This window comes from Arthrobacter sp. 05T47, from assembly GCF_056395825.1.
In genome coordinates, this window is sequence record NZ_JBFTKG010000005.1 from 81671 (window position 1) to 96452 (window position 14782).

Here is a 14782-nt window from a genome sequence, read left to right on the forward strand (position 1 = left end):
GGGCGGCCGGCCGACAGAGGTTCTAGCGGTAGAGGGCGGGCTTGGCGTTGAGCTTCACGGCGACTTTTTCGCCGTTCTTCTGCGCCTCGACGCCGGCCTCGCAGCAGGCGGCGGTGGCGTAACCGTCCCAGGCGGTGGGGCCGCCGATCTCATCACGGAGGGCGGCGTCCACCCAGGACTGGATTTCGACGTCGTACGCTGCACCGAACCGCTCCTCGAAGCCGGGGGTGACATTGCCGCCCCAGCGGCCGTTGCTGCGGGTGTACGGGCCCTGGTCGCCGCCGATGCTGACGATGCCGTCCTCGAAGGAGGCCTGGGTGGCCACCTCGTAGCCGAACTTCGCGTTGACGTAGATCTCGACGTCGGCCAGGACGCCGGACTCGGTTTCGATCAGCACGTGCTGCGGGTCGTGCTGCCCGGCCGGGGCGTTCCGTGTGGCCTTGCCCAGGCGGACCTGGACCGAGGTGATTTCCTCGCCGGTGAAGTAGCGGATGGCGTCGAATTCGTGCACCACGGAGTCGTTGATGAGCATCTCGTTGGTGAAGCCCGCCGGGGTGGTGGGGTTGCGGTGCTGGTGGTGCAGCATGAGCAGTTCGCCGAGTTCGGAGTCGCGGATGATCTTGCCAAGCGCGGCGTATTCGGCGTCGAAGCGGCGCATGAAGCCGACCTGGATGCGCTTGTGGCCCAGCAGCTGCTCGGCCTCGACAACCTTCCAGGACGACTCGGCATCCGGGGTGAGCGGCTTCTCGCAGAGGATGGGGATGTCCTTGGCGATCGCCTTGAGCAGGATGTCCTCGTGCAGGAACCCGGGGGTGGCGATCAGCACGGCGTTGACGTCGCCGTTGTTGAGGGCTTCCTCGGCGTCGGCGAGGGCGACGGCGCCGGGGATGCCTTCGATCGCGGCTTGGGCGCGGGCGAGGTCGACGTCGACGACGGCGGCGACTTCAGCGCCGTGGATGCGGGTGTTGAGCCGCTGGATGTGGTCTGCGCCCATACGGCCGGCGCCGATGACAGCTACGCGGAGGGTCTTGGTCATGATCTTGTCCTCAGTTCTAGTTGACGGCCGTGCGGGAGCCGCAGGAGAGCAGGTAGTTCCGGGTGCGCTTGGCGATCGGCATGGGCACGTCGAAGGCGACGGGGTACATGTCCTGCTCCACAATGCCAAAGATCGGCCGGTTCAGCGCCTCGACGGCTTCGATGACGGCGCGCAAGTCCGGCAGGCCGTTCGGCGGCTCGGTCATGACACCGGCCAGGTTGGCGGCAGCCCAGGTCATGTTTTCCGCGTTGACCTTTTTCAGGATGTCCGGGTTGATCTGCTTGAGGTGCAGGTAGCCGATCCGGTCCGGGTAGTTCTTGATCAGCTCAAGGCTGGAGGCCCCGCAGTATTCGGCGTGGCCAGTGTCCAGGCACAGGTTGAGGTACTTGGCGTCCGTCGCGGCGAGCAGGGTCTCGATGTCCTCCTGCGCACCGACATGGGAGTCGGCGTGCGAGTGGAACTGCTGCTTCAGGCCAAAGTCCTCCAGCAGCGTCTTGCCCAGGCGGTTGTGGCCGGCGAACAAGTCGCCCCACGCCTTCTCGGTAAGGTTGCCGCTTTCGACGGCCTCTCCCGTGACGTCGTCGCGCCACATGGCGGGAATGACCACGATGTGTTCGCCTCCCATGGCCGCTGTGAGTTCGGCGACCTTGCGGGCCGGCTCCCACGCCGTTTCCCACTGGTCCAGCCCGCGGTGGAACGCTGTGAAGACCGTTCCGGCGGTGACCTTCAGGTCGCGGGCCTTGAGCTCCTCGGCCAGCCGGGTGGGATCGTTCGGCAGGTAACCGTACGGTCCGAGTTCGATCCACTTGTAGCCGGATTCGGCGACCTCGTCGAGGAAGCGTTCCCACGGGGTCTGCTTGGGGTCATCCGGGAACCAGACGCCCCAGGAGTCCGGCGCGGTGCCGATGATCAGCTTGTTCTCAGCCATTTCCATTCCTTCTCATCGATTGCTCCGCAGGTGCCCTTTTGGACGCTCAAAACGGCAGTTACGAAGCAATCGATCATGGTTGTTGGGGGTCAGTTGGAGGGGAAGTTGTAGGAGGCGCCGGAGGCGTGGGTGGGTTCGGGCCAGCGGGAGGTGACGACCTTGCCGCGGGTGTAGAAGGACACGCCCTCGGGGCCGTAGATGTGCTTGTCGCCGAACAGCGAGGCCTTCCAGCCGCCGAAGGAGTGGTAGGCCACCGGCACGGGCAGCGGGACGTTGATGCCGATCATGCCCACGGTGACGGAGCGCTGGAACTTCCGGGCCGCGGCTCCGGAGGAGGTGAAGATCGCGGTGCCGTTGCCGTACGGGTTGGAGTTGATCAGGGCGATGCCGGCGTCGAGGTCCTCTACGCGGACGACCACGAGGACGGGGCCGAAGATTTCCTCGGTGTAGGCCGTCATTTCGGTCTTGACGTGGTCCAGGACGGTGGGGCCGACCCAGAATCCGTCCTCGTGGCCGGGGACCACGAGGTCACGGCCGTCCACCACCATGGCCGCGCCCGCGGTTTCGGCCTCGGTGACGATCTTCACGATCCGTTCCTTGGACGCCGGGGTGATCACGGGTCCCATGTCGGCGCCGGGGGCGGTGCCGTTGTTGACCTTGACGGCGAGGGCGCGTTCTTCGACCTTCTTGACCAGCAGGTCCGCGGCGTCACCGACGGCGACGGCGACGGAGATCGCCATGCAGCGTTCGCCGGCGGAGCCGAAGGCGGCGGCGGCGAGGTGGTCGGCGGCGTTATCGAGGTCGGCGTCGGGCAGGATGATCGCGTGGTTCTTCGCGCCTCCGAGGGCCTGGACGCGCTTGCCGTGGGCGGTGGCGGTCTCGTGGACGTACTTCGCGATCGGGGTGGAGCCGACGAAGGAGATGCCGTCCACGTCCGGGTGCGTCAGCAGGCCGTCGACGGTTTCCTTGTCGCCGTGCAGGACCTGGAACACGCCGTCGGGCAGGCCGGCCTGCTTCCAGAGCTTGGCCAGGAGCATGGAGGCGGAGGGGTCGCGCTCGGAGGGCTTGAGGATGAAGGCGTTGCCGGTCGCGATCGCCATCGGGGCCATCCACAGCGGCACCATGACCGGGAAGTTGAACGGGGTGATGCCGGCGACGACGCCGAGCGGCTCGCGGAAGGAGAAGACGTCGATGCCGGTGGAGACCTGGTCCGAGTAGTCGCCCTTGAGCAGCTGCGGGATGCCGCAGGCGAATTCGATGACCTCCAGGCCGCGGCCGATCTCGCCCTTGGCATCGGAAAGGACCTTGCCGTGCTCGGCAGTGATCAGCTCGGCGAGCTCATCCACGTGCGCCGCGACCAGTTCGCGGAACTTGAAGAGCACCGCGGTGCGCTTGGCCAGGGAGATGTCGCCCCAGGAATCGGCGGCGGCGCGGGCGGCGGCGACCGTGGCGTCGAGGTCTTCCCGGTTGGCCAGCCGCAGCTCGCCCGAGACGGCGCCCGTGGCGGGGTTGTAGACGGGCTGGGTGCGGGTGCCGGTGCCTGCGGTTTCGGCGCCATTGATGAAGTGCTGGATGGTTTTGGTGCTCTGGGTCTGAGTGCTCTGGTCAGTGGTGGCAGTCATGGGACTCTTCCTTGAGTGATTGAAGTTCGAAGGGGGATCAGCCGAGCAGCTTGCGCTGGCGGCCCTTGTGGTCGACATAGGTCTGGAACGCCTGCTTGGTGGACTCGAGCTCGGAGACCTGGGAGACCGGAACGTCCCACCACGACTCGGAGCTGGGGGCGTCCAGCAGCGGGTCGGATTCGACGTGGATGACGATCGGTCCGCCGTTTTCGGGGGCGGCCTTGGCGTCGCGGATGGCCTGTTCGAGCTCGGCGATGACCTTCCCCCCCGGTTCGATCCGGATGACCTTCACGCCCAGGCTTTCGGCGTTCAGGGCCAGGTCCACCGGGAGCCGGTCGCCGTCGTCGAAGCTGTGCTGTTCCTGATCCAGCGCACGGTACTGGGTGCCGAAGCGCTGGGAGCCGAGGGACTCCGAGAGCGAGCCGATCGAGGCGTAGCCGTGGTTCTGGATCAGGACGACGATCAGCTTGATCCGCTCGGCGACGGCGGTGACGAGTTCGGTGTGCATCATCAGGTAGGAGCCGTCCCCCACCATCACGACGACGTCGCGCTGCGTCCCGCCTTTCGCGGCTTCGGCCAGGGCTGCGCGCTTGACGCCTAGTCCGCCCGGGATTTCGTAGCCCATGCAGGAGTAGGCGTATTCGACGTGGTAGCCGAACGGGTCCCGGACCCGCCACATCTTGTGCAGGTCGCCCGGGAGGGAACCGGCGGCGCAGATGACGACGTCCTGGGCATCCATGGCGCGGTTCGTGGCGCCGATGATCTCGTTCTGTGCCGGCAGCGGCGTGAAGCGGGTGTCGAAGGCTTCGTCCACGGTGGCGTTCCAGCGGGCCTTCTCATTCGCGATCTGCTGTTCGAGGTCCGCGCCGATCCGGTAGCCGCCGAGGGCCTGGTTCAGCTTGGCCAGGGCCTTGCGGGCGTCCGCCACGATCGGCAGGGAGGTGCCGTGTTTGTAGGCGTCGATCGGGGCGACGTTGATGTTGATGAACTTCACGTCCGGGTTCTGGAACGCCGTGCGGGACGCGGTGGTGAAGTCCTCGTAGCGGGTGCCGATGCCGATGATGAGGTCCGCTTCGGCGGCGATGGCGTTGGCCGCCGTCGTGCCGGTGGAGCCGATCGCGCCGAGGGAGAACTTGTGGTCCCACGGCAGCACGCCGACGCCCGCCTGGGTGTTGCCGACCGGGATTCCGGTGAGCTCGGCGAACTTGGCCAGTTCCTCGTTGGCGTAGGCGTAGAGCACGCCGCCGCCGGCGATGATCAGCGGTCGCTTGGCGGCGCGGATGGCGTCGGCGGCGCGGCGGATGTCCTCGTCGTCGGCGTCCGGGCGGCGGATCCGCCATTCGCGCTCGGCGAGGAATTCCTCGGGCACGTCGAAGGCCTCGGCCTGGACGTCCTGCGGCAGCGAGATGGTGACGGCGCCCGTCTCGGCCGGGTCGGTGAGGACGCGGAGGCCGTGGTGGAACGCGGAGAACAGCTGCTCGGGCCGCGAGACGCGGTCGAAGAACTTGGACAGCGGCCGGAAGGCGTCATTGACGGTGATGTCGTAGGCGTAGGGCTGCTCGAGTTGCTGCAGTACAGGGTCGGCGGCGCGGGTGGCGAACGTGTCGGACGGCAGCAGCAGGACCGGCAGCCGGTTGGTGGTGGCCAGCGCCGCACCGGTGAGCAGGTTCGAGGAACCCGGGCCGATCGAGGTGCTGATCGCGAAGGTCTGGCGGCGCCGGGTGTGCCGGGCGAAGCCGACGGCCTGGTGCGACTGGGCCTGCTCGTTGCGGCCCTGGTAGTACGGCATGATTCTCGGGTCGAGCTGCTGGTACTGCTTGAGCGCTTGGCCGACGCCGGCGACGTTGCCGTGGCCAAAGATGCCGAACGTGCCCGGAATCAGGCGTTCCCTGAAGTCCTGGCCGCCGACCGAATCGACGGTGTACTGCTTGGACAGGTATTCCACGACAGCCTGGGCGACTGTCATTCTGCGTGTTCCTGAGGCAGTTCTCATTCCCATGGGAAGTTACTCCGATGCTTCTTCGGTACGGGTGGGTTCGGTGTGGCCTGAGTCGGTGTGGCCTGAGGCGGTGCGGCCTGAGGCGGCGTGGCCTGAGTCGGTGTGGTGCAGCAGGGAGGCGGCAGTTGCCACGGCTCCGGCCACGTCGCCGTCCTGGGGATAGAGCAGGGTCCGGCCGACAGTGAGGCCCTGGACGCCGGGCAAGGAGAGGGCCGCCTGCCAGCTGGCGAACACATCGTCCTGGCTGCCCTCCGGGTCTCCGCCAAGGAGCACGGTGGGCATGGTGGTGGACGCCATGACGCGTTCCATGTCGGCCACCACCGGGAGCTTCATCCAGGTGTAGGCGCTGGTCGCGCCGAGGCCTTCGGCGATGGCGACCGACTTGATGACGGCGTTGGTGGAGAGGTCGTTGCGGACCTTGCCGTTCTCGCGGACGGAGAGGAACGGTTCCACCATGGCGATCAGCCTGCGCTCGGCGAGGGAGTCGATCGCCCGCGCGGTCGCTTCGAGCGTCGCCACCGTGTCCGGGTCGCCGAGGCAGATGCGCGTGAGCATCTTGCCGCCGTCGGCGCCCAAGGCCTCGAGTGCGGCCGCCGTGTGGCCGGTGAACCGGTCATCGAATTCGTTCACCAGTCCGGAAAGCCCGCCGCGGTTCATCGAGCCGAAGAGCAACTTGCCCTCGAGCGCGCCCAGCAGGAGGAGGTCGTCCATGATGTCCGGCGAGGCCAGCACACCGTCCACGTCCGGGTTGGCCAGGGCAATCTGGAGGCGGTCCAGGAGCTGGCGTCGGTCAGCCATGGCCACGGGATCGTTGCCCACCGCGAGTGCCCCGCGGGCCGGGTGGTCGGCCGCGACAATGAAGTTCTGCCGGTGGGCCCGGACACCGGGGTGGCGGCGCCGGGCCTTGGCGGCACGGGCGATCGCTTCGGGGTCTTCGAGCCGGATAATGCTCAGGCGCTCGTAGCGGCGGGGATCATCGTCCACCGCGAGGGCGGCGGAGGCTGTATGGACACTCACAGTGTTGCTCCTTCGGTGGCGTAGGTACCCGGCACCAGGCGGCCGCGTTCGGCAAGCAGGCCCGTGACTTCCTCCGGCGTCGGCATGGCGTCGGCGCAGGACAGGCGGGAGGCGACCAGGGCGCCGGCGGCGTTGGCGAAGTCCAGGACCTGGGCCAGCGGCCAGCCGGAGAGCAGCCCGTGGCAGAACGCCCCGCCGAAGGAGTCGCCGGCGCCGAGTCCGTTGACGGTTTCCACCGGTACGGGGGCGGAGACAACACGCTCGGTGCGGGTCTTGGCCATGACCCCTTCGGGGCCAAGCTTCACGACGGCGATTTCGACGCCGGCCGCGAGCAGCCGGTCGGCCTGTTCGTCCGGGGTTCCCTCGCCGACGGCGACCGCACATTCCTTGTCGTTGCCGATCGCCACGGTGACGTGGGGCAGGATCTTGGCGACCTGTTCCCGGGCCTCTTCCTCGGAGGACCAGAACATCGGCCGGTAATCGAGGTCCAGGATGGTGAACTGGCCCGGCTTCAGCCCGGTCCGGGGCCGCGCCTCGTGGGCCGCCAGCTGGGCGCTGCGGCTGGGTTCCTGGCAGAGGCCGGTGACGGTGGACCAGAAGATCCCGGCGTCCCGGATGGCGTCCAGGTCCAGCTCCTCGGCCTTGATCTGCAGGTCAGGGGCGGTGGGGAACCGGCCGTAGAAGTAGAGCGGGAACTCGTCCGTGGCCGGCTTGATGGCGCAGAACGTGACCGCGGTGGGCCATTCCTTGACAGCGGTGACGAAGGAATCGTCCACGTTGAACTTGTGAAGTTCGCGGTGCAGGTATTTGCCAAAGGCGTCGTCGCCGGTCCGGGTGATGACGGCCGCGCGTCGGCCGTGGCGGGCCGCGGCGACTGCCACGTTGGACGGTGATCCGCCAAGGTACTTTCCGAAGGACGTGACATCCTCCAGATCCACCCCGATGTCGTTCGGGTAGATATCAACGCTGATGCGCCCGATCGTGAGCAGTTCGTGGGTCACGGTGATCGCGGACCTTTCTGGTGTGAACTCGGTACCTTTGCGCAGCCTGAGCTTCGGCGCTGGGCGGTCGGCGTGAGCCGGACCACATCCACTACTTTGCCTTAGAATCTATGTACTGTCAAAGGTTTGTACTGACATATTTACAACATGACACGGAGGGCCTGGAAGGCTCAGCAGCGCGGGCGCCGCAGCGTCCACAGAAGCGCCCTTTTCGACTATTTGCCGGGGACTCCGAGTTCTCCGGTGACGTACTGGGCCTGGCCAAAGCCGAACGACCAGTCCCCCGCGGTATTTTCGACATATCCGATGAAGACGTCCTCGCCGGCAACCCCCGCGGCCGCCAGCCGGTCGGCGATGGCGGCGAACAGGGATTGCTTGGTGGGCTGGCTGCGGCCGGCCTGGGTGAAGATCTGGATCATCACCACATCCGGCGTCCGCTCGAAGCCGAGCCCTGCGTCCTGGGCGACAATTTGCCCCGCGGGATGTTCCGTCAGCACATGGAAGTAGTCGCGCTCCGGAATGCCGAATTCGGCCACGATCGCAGCATGGATTCCCTGACTGAGCCCACGGAGCTGTTCCGGGGTGCGGCCTTGGTTGACGTCAATTCGCACGAGGGGCACTCGCATCTCCTTCGATAGTTTGTCCTGACATACTAACAAAGTAATTCGAAGGCATGCAAGGATGTCCTGCCCGGCACACAGCAACGCGGGGTCACGTAGCGCCAATCCCGGACGCCGGAATGGGCGCTACGTGACCCCGCGTTGGGGTATTGCGCAGGCAGGCCGCCAGGAGTACCGTAAACAATCTAGAGGTTGATCAATGAATGCGTTGAATACCTCGAGTGTTGAATACCTTGGCAATAACGAGGAGGCACCCACCCATGGATTCCAGCGACGACGGCGAGCTCGACGCGGCCTTCCTGGCCCTCGCCGATCCTGTCCGCCGCCGCATCATTGCCCGGCTCAGCCGGGGTCCGGCCACCGTCAACGAACTGGCGGAGCCATTCGCGATCACCAAGCAGGCGGTCTCGAAACACATCCAGGTCCTGGAGCAGGCACAGCTTGTCACGCGCACACGTGACGCCCAGCGCCGGCCCGTGCACCTGAACCCAGCACGGCTGGAAGCGCTCACCGCATGGATCGACCAGTACAGGCTGGTCCGCGAGGGGCAATTCCGCAACCTTGACGCCGTGCTTGAAACCCGCGCCGCCCGGGGCGGCACACAGGCAAAGGATGCATCATGAGCAATGCACTGAAACTGACGGTCCCCGAGGGGCTGCCCTTTATCGAATTCGAGCGGGAGTTCGACTTCCCCCTAGCCGAGGTATTCCGGGCCCACAAGGACCCCGAACTCGTTGCCCAGTGGCTCGGCCCGCGAGGGCTCCGGATGGAGATCGGCCACTACGACTTCCGCACCGGCGGGAGCTACCTGTACCACCACGTTGCCCCGGACGGCGCCCGCTACGGCTTCAGCGGGGTCTTCCACACGGTTCGCGAGAACGAGTTCGCCATCCAGACCTTCGAGTTCGACGGCTACCCGGACGTGGTCAGCATCGAGTTCCTGACCTTCCAGGATCTGGGCGGCGGGCGCACCCGGCTGACGGCCCGCGCGGTCTACCCCAGCATGGAGGCCCGCGACGGCATGGCCCAGTCCGGGATGGAGACCGGCATGTCCGAAGGCTACGAACGGCTCGAAGAAGTCCTCGCCGGGGCAAAAGTCTAGGAAAACAAAGAACGACGCCGTCAGGCCACCTTCACCGGGAAGGTGGCCTGCCGCCGTCGAACTCAAAGTCGTCGTCGTCGTTAAACACAGCAACGCGGGGTCACTTCGCGCCCATCCCAACCAGTGGAATGGGCGGTAGGTGACCCCGCGTTGCTGTGGTGCTGTCTTGCTGAGGTGCTGTGATGCTTGGTGCTGCGGACCTAGAGGGTCGCGAAGACCTCGCGCAGGAGCTTGGCGGTCTCGGACGGCGTCTTGCCGACCTTGACGCCGGCAGCCTCGAGGGCTTCCTTCTTGGCCTGGGCGGTGCCGGCGGAACCGGAGACGATGGCGCCTGCGTGGCCCATGGTCTTGCCTTCCGGGGCGGTGAAGCCGGCCACGTAGCCAACAACCGGCTTCGTGACGTGTGCCTTGATGTAGTCGGCCGCACGCTCTTCGGCGTCGCCGCCGATTTCGCCGATCATGACGATCGCCTTGGTCTCCGGGTCAGCTTCGAACGCCTCGAGGGCATCGATGTGGGTGGTGCCGATGACCGGGTCGCCGCCGATGCCGATGGCAGTGGAGAAGCCGAGGTCGCGCAGTTCGTACATCATCTGGTAGGTCAGGGTGCCTGACTTGGAGACGAGGCCGATGGGGCCCTTGCCCGTGATGTTGGCCGGGGTGATGCCGACCAGGGCCTCGCCCGGGGTGATGATGCCGGGGCAGTTCGGTCCGATGATACGGGTGACCTGCTTGCCATTGGCATCGACCTTGGACTGGGCCAGTGCCCAGAACTCGGCCGAATCCTGGACCGGCACGCCTTCGGTGATGACCACGACGAGGCCGATGCCGGCTTCGATGGCTTCGACGACGGCGTCCTTGGTGAATGCCGGCGGCACGAAGACGATGGAAACGTCAGCGCCGGTCTCGGCCATGGCTTCCTTGACGGTGCCGAAGACGGTGATTTCGGTGTCGCCATGCAGGACCGTGGTGCCGGCCTTGCGGGCGTTGACGCCGCCAACGACGTTGGTGCCGGCCTTGAGCATCAGGGCGGTGTGCTTGGTGCCTTCGCCGCCGGTGATGCCCTGGACGATGACCTTGGAGTCTTTGTTCAGATAAATAGACATAGTCCGGTCCCTCTACTTCGCTGCGTTGGCGAGCTCGGCAGCCTTGTCGGCGCCCTCGTCCATGGTGGCGGCCAGGGTAACCAGCGGGTGGTTGGCCTCGGCCAGGATGCGGCGGCCTTCCTCGACGTTGTTGCCGTCGAGGCGGACTACCAGCGGCTTGTTCGCGGAGTGGCCCAGCTCGGCCAGTGCACCGACGATGCCCTTGGCGACGGCGTCACAGGCGGTGATGCCGCCGAAGACGTTGACGAACACGGACTTGACCTGCGGGTCGCCCAGGATGACGTCGAGGCCAGCTGCCATGACCTCGGCGGAAGCTCCACCGCCGATGTCCAGGAAGTTGGCGGGCTTGACGTTGCCGTGGTTCTCGCCGGCGTAAGCAACGACGTCGAGGGTGGACATGACCAGCCCGGCACCGTTACCGATGATGCCGACTTCGCCGTCCAGCTTGACGTAGTTGAGGTCCTGCGCCTTGGCCTTGGCCTCGAGCGGGTCAGCAGCGTCCTTGTCTTCAAGGTGGGCGTGCTTGGGGTGGCGGAAGTCGGCGTTCTCGTCGAGGGAGACCTTGCCGTCGAGGGCAACGATGTCACCGGCGCCGGTCAGGACCAGCGGGTTGACCTCCACGAGCGTGGCGTCTTCCTTCTTGAAAACGTCCCAGAGCTTCAGGATTACGCTGGCGACCTTGCCGCGCAGTTCTTCAGCGAAGCCGGCAGCGGCGACGATTTCGTCGGCCTTGGCCTGGTCGATGCCCACGGCCGGGTCGATCGAGATCTTGGCCAGGGCTTCGGGACGCTCAACGGCGAGCTGCTCGATTTCCATGCCGCCTTCAACCGAGCACATGGCCAGGTAGTTGCGGTTGGCCCGATCCAGAAGGACGGAGAAGTAGTATTCCTCGGCGATGTCCGCACCCTGGGCGATCATGACCCGGTGGACGGTGTGGCCCTTGATGTCCATACCGAGGATGTTGGTGGAGTGTTCAAGCGCCTCATCGGCGCTCTTGGCGACCTTGACGCCGCCGGCCTTGCCGCGGCCTCCGGCCTTGACCTGCGCCTTTACGACAGTAACGCCGCCGATCTTCTCGGCAGCTGCCTTTGCTTCTTCAGGGGTGTGCGCCACGATGCCAGCAAGCACGGGTACACCGTGCGCCTCGAACATATCGCGCGCCTGATATTCAAACAGGTCCACGGTTTAGTGTCCTTCTACGTCGAAGTAGTTTCTGTACAGCCGGACCCCACGTACTCGCGGTTACCGGGCTGCGGAATAAACGCACCCTGCGACAAGCTTGGAAACGAGCCACACGGCGCAATGCTCCTCTGGGAACTCTAGTCCTTTGATCGGACCAGCCCGTCCCAGAGTACCTGTTATGTGAGTAAGGACACTATTCTATGGAGCGTAGAAAAACCCCTAGATTCCGCGGTTTTTGGGGCGTCCGACGGCGTGCCTGAGGCCTGCGCGGCCCTCACGGATGAGCGTTCGTAACCTACGGGAAAGGGCGGCGCCGGCGGATGTTGTGCCACCAGCAACTGGTCTAACTGCAGGTGGATCCGCTGCAGCTCGCAGCGCGCCGGCCAGTACCGGCTCCCCTTAGGCGTCCAGCTTCGTAAGGGGGGCGTAGCGCAGCAGCAGCCGTTTCTCGCCGACGTCGAACTTCACCTTGGCGACCGTCTTGTCCCCGGCGCCCTCCACCGCCAGGACGGTGCCGTTGCCGAAGCTGGTGTGGTTCACCTTGTCGCCCACGCTGACGGCGACGATTTCCTTCTGCGGCTGGACCCTGTTCTTGGCCACTGCCGCGGGGACGTCGGCGTTGAAGCCTGCGGACGGGCTGGCGCCGGCGCCGCGGGCTGTCCCGGCGCCCCAGAATGATCCGCTGTACCGGCTGGAACCGATCGCGGTGCCGCTCCCCCAGCCGCCGCCCTGGCGGCTGGCGCCTTCCCGCTTCCACTCGACGAGCTCGGCCGGGATCTCCTCGATGAACTGGCTTGCCGGGTTGTACTGGCTCTGGCCCCACATGCTGCGCACCTCGGAGCGGGTCAGGTACAGCCGTTTCCGGGCCCGGGTCAGGCCCACGTAGGCCAGCCGGCGTTCCTCGGCCAGTTCCTTGGGATCCGTGGCGGAGCGCTGGTGCGGGAACAGCCCGTGCTCCATGCCGGTGAGGAACACCACCGGGAATTCCAGGCCCTTGGCGGTGTGCAGGGTCATCAGCGTGACGACGCCGAGCCGCTTGGCTTCGGCGACGGCGGCCGCCAGGTCATCGGCGGTCCCCGCCGGGGCGTCCGGGATCTGGTCGGCATCGGCCACGAGGGAGACCTGCTCCAGGAAGGCTCCGAGCGAGCCTTCGGGGTTGTCGCGTTCGTATTCCCGGACGACGGCGACCAGTTCGGCGAGGTTCTCCACCCGGGATTCGTCCTGGGGGTCGGTGCTGGAGCGCAGGGCCGCAAGGTAGCCGGTCTGTTCGAGCACGGCTTCCAGGGCGGCGGCAGCACCGGAGCCGGAGGCCACCTCGGCGAGGTCGTCGAGGAGTTTCACGAAGCCCAGCACCGCGTTGACGGAGCGGGTCGCCATGCCCGGGGCTTCGTCGGCGCGCCTGGCGGCGGCCATGAAGGAGGTCCGGTCACGCTCGGCAAGGGAGGCGACGGCGCCCTCGGCWCGGTCGCCGATCCCGCGCTTGGGTTCGTTGAGGATGCGGCGGAGGTTGACGTCGTCGTCGGGGTTGACCAGAACCCGCAGGTAGGCGAGGGCGTCCTTGATTTCCTTGCGCTCGTAGAAGCGGGTGCCGCCGACCACCTTGTAGGGCAGGCCCACGCGCACCAGGACGTCTTCGATCGAGCGGGACTGGGCGTTGGTGCGGTAGAAAATGGCGACGTCGCCGGGGCGCAGATTGCCCTCGTCCTGCAGCCGGTCGATTTCCTTCGCGATGAACTGGGCTTCGTCGTGCTCGTTCTCGCCGACGTAGCCGACGATCTTTTCGCCGTCGCCCTCGGCCGTCCAGAGCCGTTTCTCCGGCCGGTTGGGGTTGCGGGAGATTACCGAGTTGGCGGCGCTGAGGATGGTCTGGGTGGAGCGGTAGTTCTGCTCGAGCTTGATGGTGCGGGCGTCCGGGTAGTCCTTTTCGAACTCCACGATGTTGCGGATGTCCGCGCCGCGGAAGGCGTAGATGGACTGGTCTGAGTCGCCGACGACGGTCAGTTCGGCGGCGTCGGGGCCCTCGCCGACGATCTCGCGCACCAGGGCGTACTGGGCGTGGTTGGTGTCCTGGTATTCATCGACCAGTACGTGCCGGAAGCGGCGCCGGTACGAGTCGGCGAGCGCCGGGAACGCCCGGAACATGTAGACGGTCTCGGCGATCAGGTCATCGAAGTCCATCGCGTTGGCCTGCCGCAGCCGCTGGGTGTAGCCCTTGAAGACCTCGGCGACAGCCTGCTCGAAGGGGTCGTTGTGATTGGCGCTCGAGGAGTAGCTGTCCGCGTCGATCAGCTCGTTCTTGAGCGCGGAAATCTTGTGCTGGATGGCTTTGGGTGCGAAGCGCTTCGGATCGAGGTCCAGGTTCTTGGCGACCAGGGTGATCAGGCGCAGCGAGTCCGCGGAGTCGTAGATCGAGAAGTTGGAGTTGAGCCCGACATTCTTGGCCTCACGGCGCAGGATCCGGACGCAGGAGGAGTGGAAGGTGGAGATCCACATGGTCTTGGCCCGGCCGCCGACCAGTGCCTCGATCCGTTCCCGCATTTCGGCCGCGGCCTTGTTGGTGAAGGTGATGGCCAGGATCTCGCCGTGATGCGCCCGCCTTGTGGCGATCAGGTGGGCGATCCGGTTACTGAGCACACGGGTCTTGCCCGATCCCGCACCGGCAACAATCAGCAGGGCGCTGCCGGCGTGTTTAACCGCTTCTTCCTGCTCGGGGTTCAGCCCCTCGAGCAGTTCGCTGGCGTTCGGGTGCCGCGGGCCATGCCGGTCCCCCTCATGGCCGCCTTCGTGGCCGCCCTCGTGGCTGTTCGGGTCCCAGCCGGGGGTGGATCCCACCGCTGCCGGGCCTGTTCCGAGAGACGATTTTGTGGCTGTCGCCGTCCTGGGGGCAGCTTGGAAGGGTCCGTCGGCGTAAGGGTCAAACAACATATCCATGGTGTTAACAAGTCTAGGCGGTGCCACTGACAGCGGAGTCCGCGCCCCCGGACATGCCCTCCCTTGCCCGCGCCCAGTGGACATAATCCCCTTATGCCCAGCCCTGAACGCGAAGAATGAGCATGTCCCCCGGACACATCACGGGCTCGGAATGCACATGTCCCCCGCCACCCCAGCTGAGTGGACACAATGCCCTTAAGCCCAGTCATGGCCGCGAAGAATGGGCATGTCCCCCGGCCGG

Annotated in this window: 12 protein-coding genes; 2 read left to right on the forward strand and 10 right to left on the reverse strand. The window is 66.3% G+C overall.

Features of this window, described 5'->3' with window-relative positions; all coding sequences use genetic code 11:
- Positions 1 to 22: 22 nt before the first annotated feature.
- From AC1DEY_RS06610 to AC1DEY_RS06640, 7 genes are all read right to left on the reverse strand, one after another.
- Positions 23 to 1036 (reverse strand): Gfo/Idh/MocA family protein, encoded by a 1014-nt coding sequence (locus tag AC1DEY_RS06610; protein WP_476867251.1) that lies wholly within the window; start codon positions 1034 to 1036, stop codon positions 23 to 25.
- A gap of 16 nt (positions 1037 to 1052) precedes the next feature.
- Positions 1053 to 1964 carry a sugar phosphate isomerase/epimerase family protein gene (locus AC1DEY_RS06615; protein WP_476867252.1) on the reverse strand — a complete coding sequence of 304 codons (912 nt, stop codon included), beginning with the start codon at positions 1962 to 1964 and terminating at the stop codon, positions 1053 to 1055.
- Positions 1965 to 2053: 89 nt separating this feature from the next.
- Complete coding sequence (locus AC1DEY_RS06620; protein ID WP_441409946.1) at positions 2054 to 3586, reverse strand: CoA-acylating methylmalonate-semialdehyde dehydrogenase; 1533 nt, start codon at positions 3584 to 3586, stop codon at positions 2054 to 2056.
- A gap of 37 nt (positions 3587 to 3623) precedes the next feature.
- Positions 3624 to 5552 carry a 3D-(3,5/4)-trihydroxycyclohexane-1,2-dione acylhydrolase (decyclizing) gene (iolD, locus tag AC1DEY_RS06625; RefSeq protein ID WP_476867253.1) on the reverse strand — a complete coding sequence of 643 codons (1929 nt, stop codon included), beginning with the start codon at positions 5550 to 5552 and terminating at the stop codon, positions 3624 to 3626.
- A 39-nt stretch (positions 5553 to 5591) separates the two neighbouring features.
- The gene (locus AC1DEY_RS06630; protein WP_476867254.1) at positions 5592 to 6602 is read right to left on the reverse strand and encodes a Cgl0159 family (beta/alpha)8-fold protein; all 1011 of its coding nucleotides are present in this window, start codon (positions 6600 to 6602) and stop codon (positions 5592 to 5594) included.
- On the reverse strand, positions 6599 to 7603 hold the full coding sequence (iolC, locus tag AC1DEY_RS06635; RefSeq protein ID WP_476867255.1) for a 5-dehydro-2-deoxygluconokinase: 1005 nt from the start codon (positions 7601 to 7603) through the stop codon (positions 6599 to 6601). The genes AC1DEY_RS06630 and iolC overlap by 4 nt, the downstream gene beginning before the upstream one ends.
- Positions 7604 to 7818: 215 nt before the next feature.
- Positions 7819 to 8223 carry a tautomerase family protein gene (locus AC1DEY_RS06640; protein WP_476867256.1) on the reverse strand — a complete coding sequence of 135 codons (405 nt, stop codon included), beginning with the start codon at positions 8221 to 8223 and terminating at the stop codon, positions 7819 to 7821.
- A 260-nt stretch (positions 8224 to 8483) separates the two neighbouring features.
- On the opposite strand from AC1DEY_RS06640, the gene AC1DEY_RS06645 reads away from it, so the two are divergent.
- The gene (locus tag AC1DEY_RS06645) at positions 8484 to 8846 is read left to right on the forward strand and encodes an ArsR/SmtB family transcription factor (protein ID WP_441409941.1); all 363 of its coding nucleotides are present in this window, start codon (positions 8484 to 8486) and stop codon (positions 8844 to 8846) included.
- Entirely contained in the window at positions 8843 to 9325 is a 483-nt protein-coding gene (locus AC1DEY_RS06650; RefSeq protein ID WP_476867257.1) for an SRPBCC family protein, read from the forward strand. Before AC1DEY_RS06645 ends, AC1DEY_RS06650 begins: the two co-directional genes overlap by 4 nt.
- A gap of 200 nt (positions 9326 to 9525) precedes the next feature.
- On the opposite strand, the gene sucD is transcribed toward AC1DEY_RS06650, so the two are convergent.
- The 3 genes from sucD to pcrA form a co-directional block, all read right to left on the reverse strand.
- The gene (gene sucD / locus AC1DEY_RS06655; protein WP_018776033.1) at positions 9526 to 10428 is read right to left on the reverse strand and encodes a succinate--CoA ligase subunit alpha; all 903 of its coding nucleotides are present in this window, start codon (positions 10426 to 10428) and stop codon (positions 9526 to 9528) included.
- Positions 10429 to 10440: 12 nt separating this feature from the next.
- Positions 10441 to 11610 (reverse strand): ADP-forming succinate--CoA ligase subunit beta, encoded by a 1170-nt coding sequence (sucC, locus tag AC1DEY_RS06660; protein ID WP_441409939.1) that lies wholly within the window; start codon positions 11608 to 11610, stop codon positions 10441 to 10443.
- 399 nt (positions 11611 to 12009) lie between these two features.
- Entirely contained in the window at positions 12010 to 14535 is a 2526-nt protein-coding gene (gene pcrA / locus AC1DEY_RS06665; RefSeq protein ID WP_476867302.1) for a DNA helicase PcrA, read from the reverse strand.
- Positions 14536 to 14782: the final 247 nt, after the last annotated feature.

Coding starts and splice junctions, on each gene's coding strand:
- AC1DEY_RS06610 (WP_476867251.1), bottom strand. CDS start 1,036: ATGACCAAGACCCTCCGCGTAGCTGTCATCGGCGCCGGCCGTATGGGC.
- AC1DEY_RS06615 (WP_476867252.1), bottom strand. CDS start 1,964: ATGGCTGAGAACAAGCTGATCATCGGCACCGCGCCGGACTCCTGGGGC.
- AC1DEY_RS06620 (WP_441409946.1), bottom strand. CDS start 3,586: ATGACTGCCACCACTGACCAGAGCACTCAGACCCAGAGCACCAAAACC.
- iolD (WP_476867253.1), bottom strand. CDS start 5,552: ATGACAGTCGCCCAGGCTGTCGTGGAATACCTGTCCAAGCAGTACACC.
- AC1DEY_RS06645 (WP_441409941.1), top strand. CDS start 8,484: ATGGATTCCAGCGACGACGGCGAGCTCGACGCGGCCTTCCTGGCCCTC.
- AC1DEY_RS06650 (WP_476867257.1), top strand. CDS start 8,843: ATGAGCAATGCACTGAAACTGACGGTCCCCGAGGGGCTGCCCTTTATC.
- sucD (WP_018776033.1), bottom strand. CDS start 10,428: ATGTCTATTTATCTGAACAAAGACTCCAAGGTCATCGTCCAGGGCATC.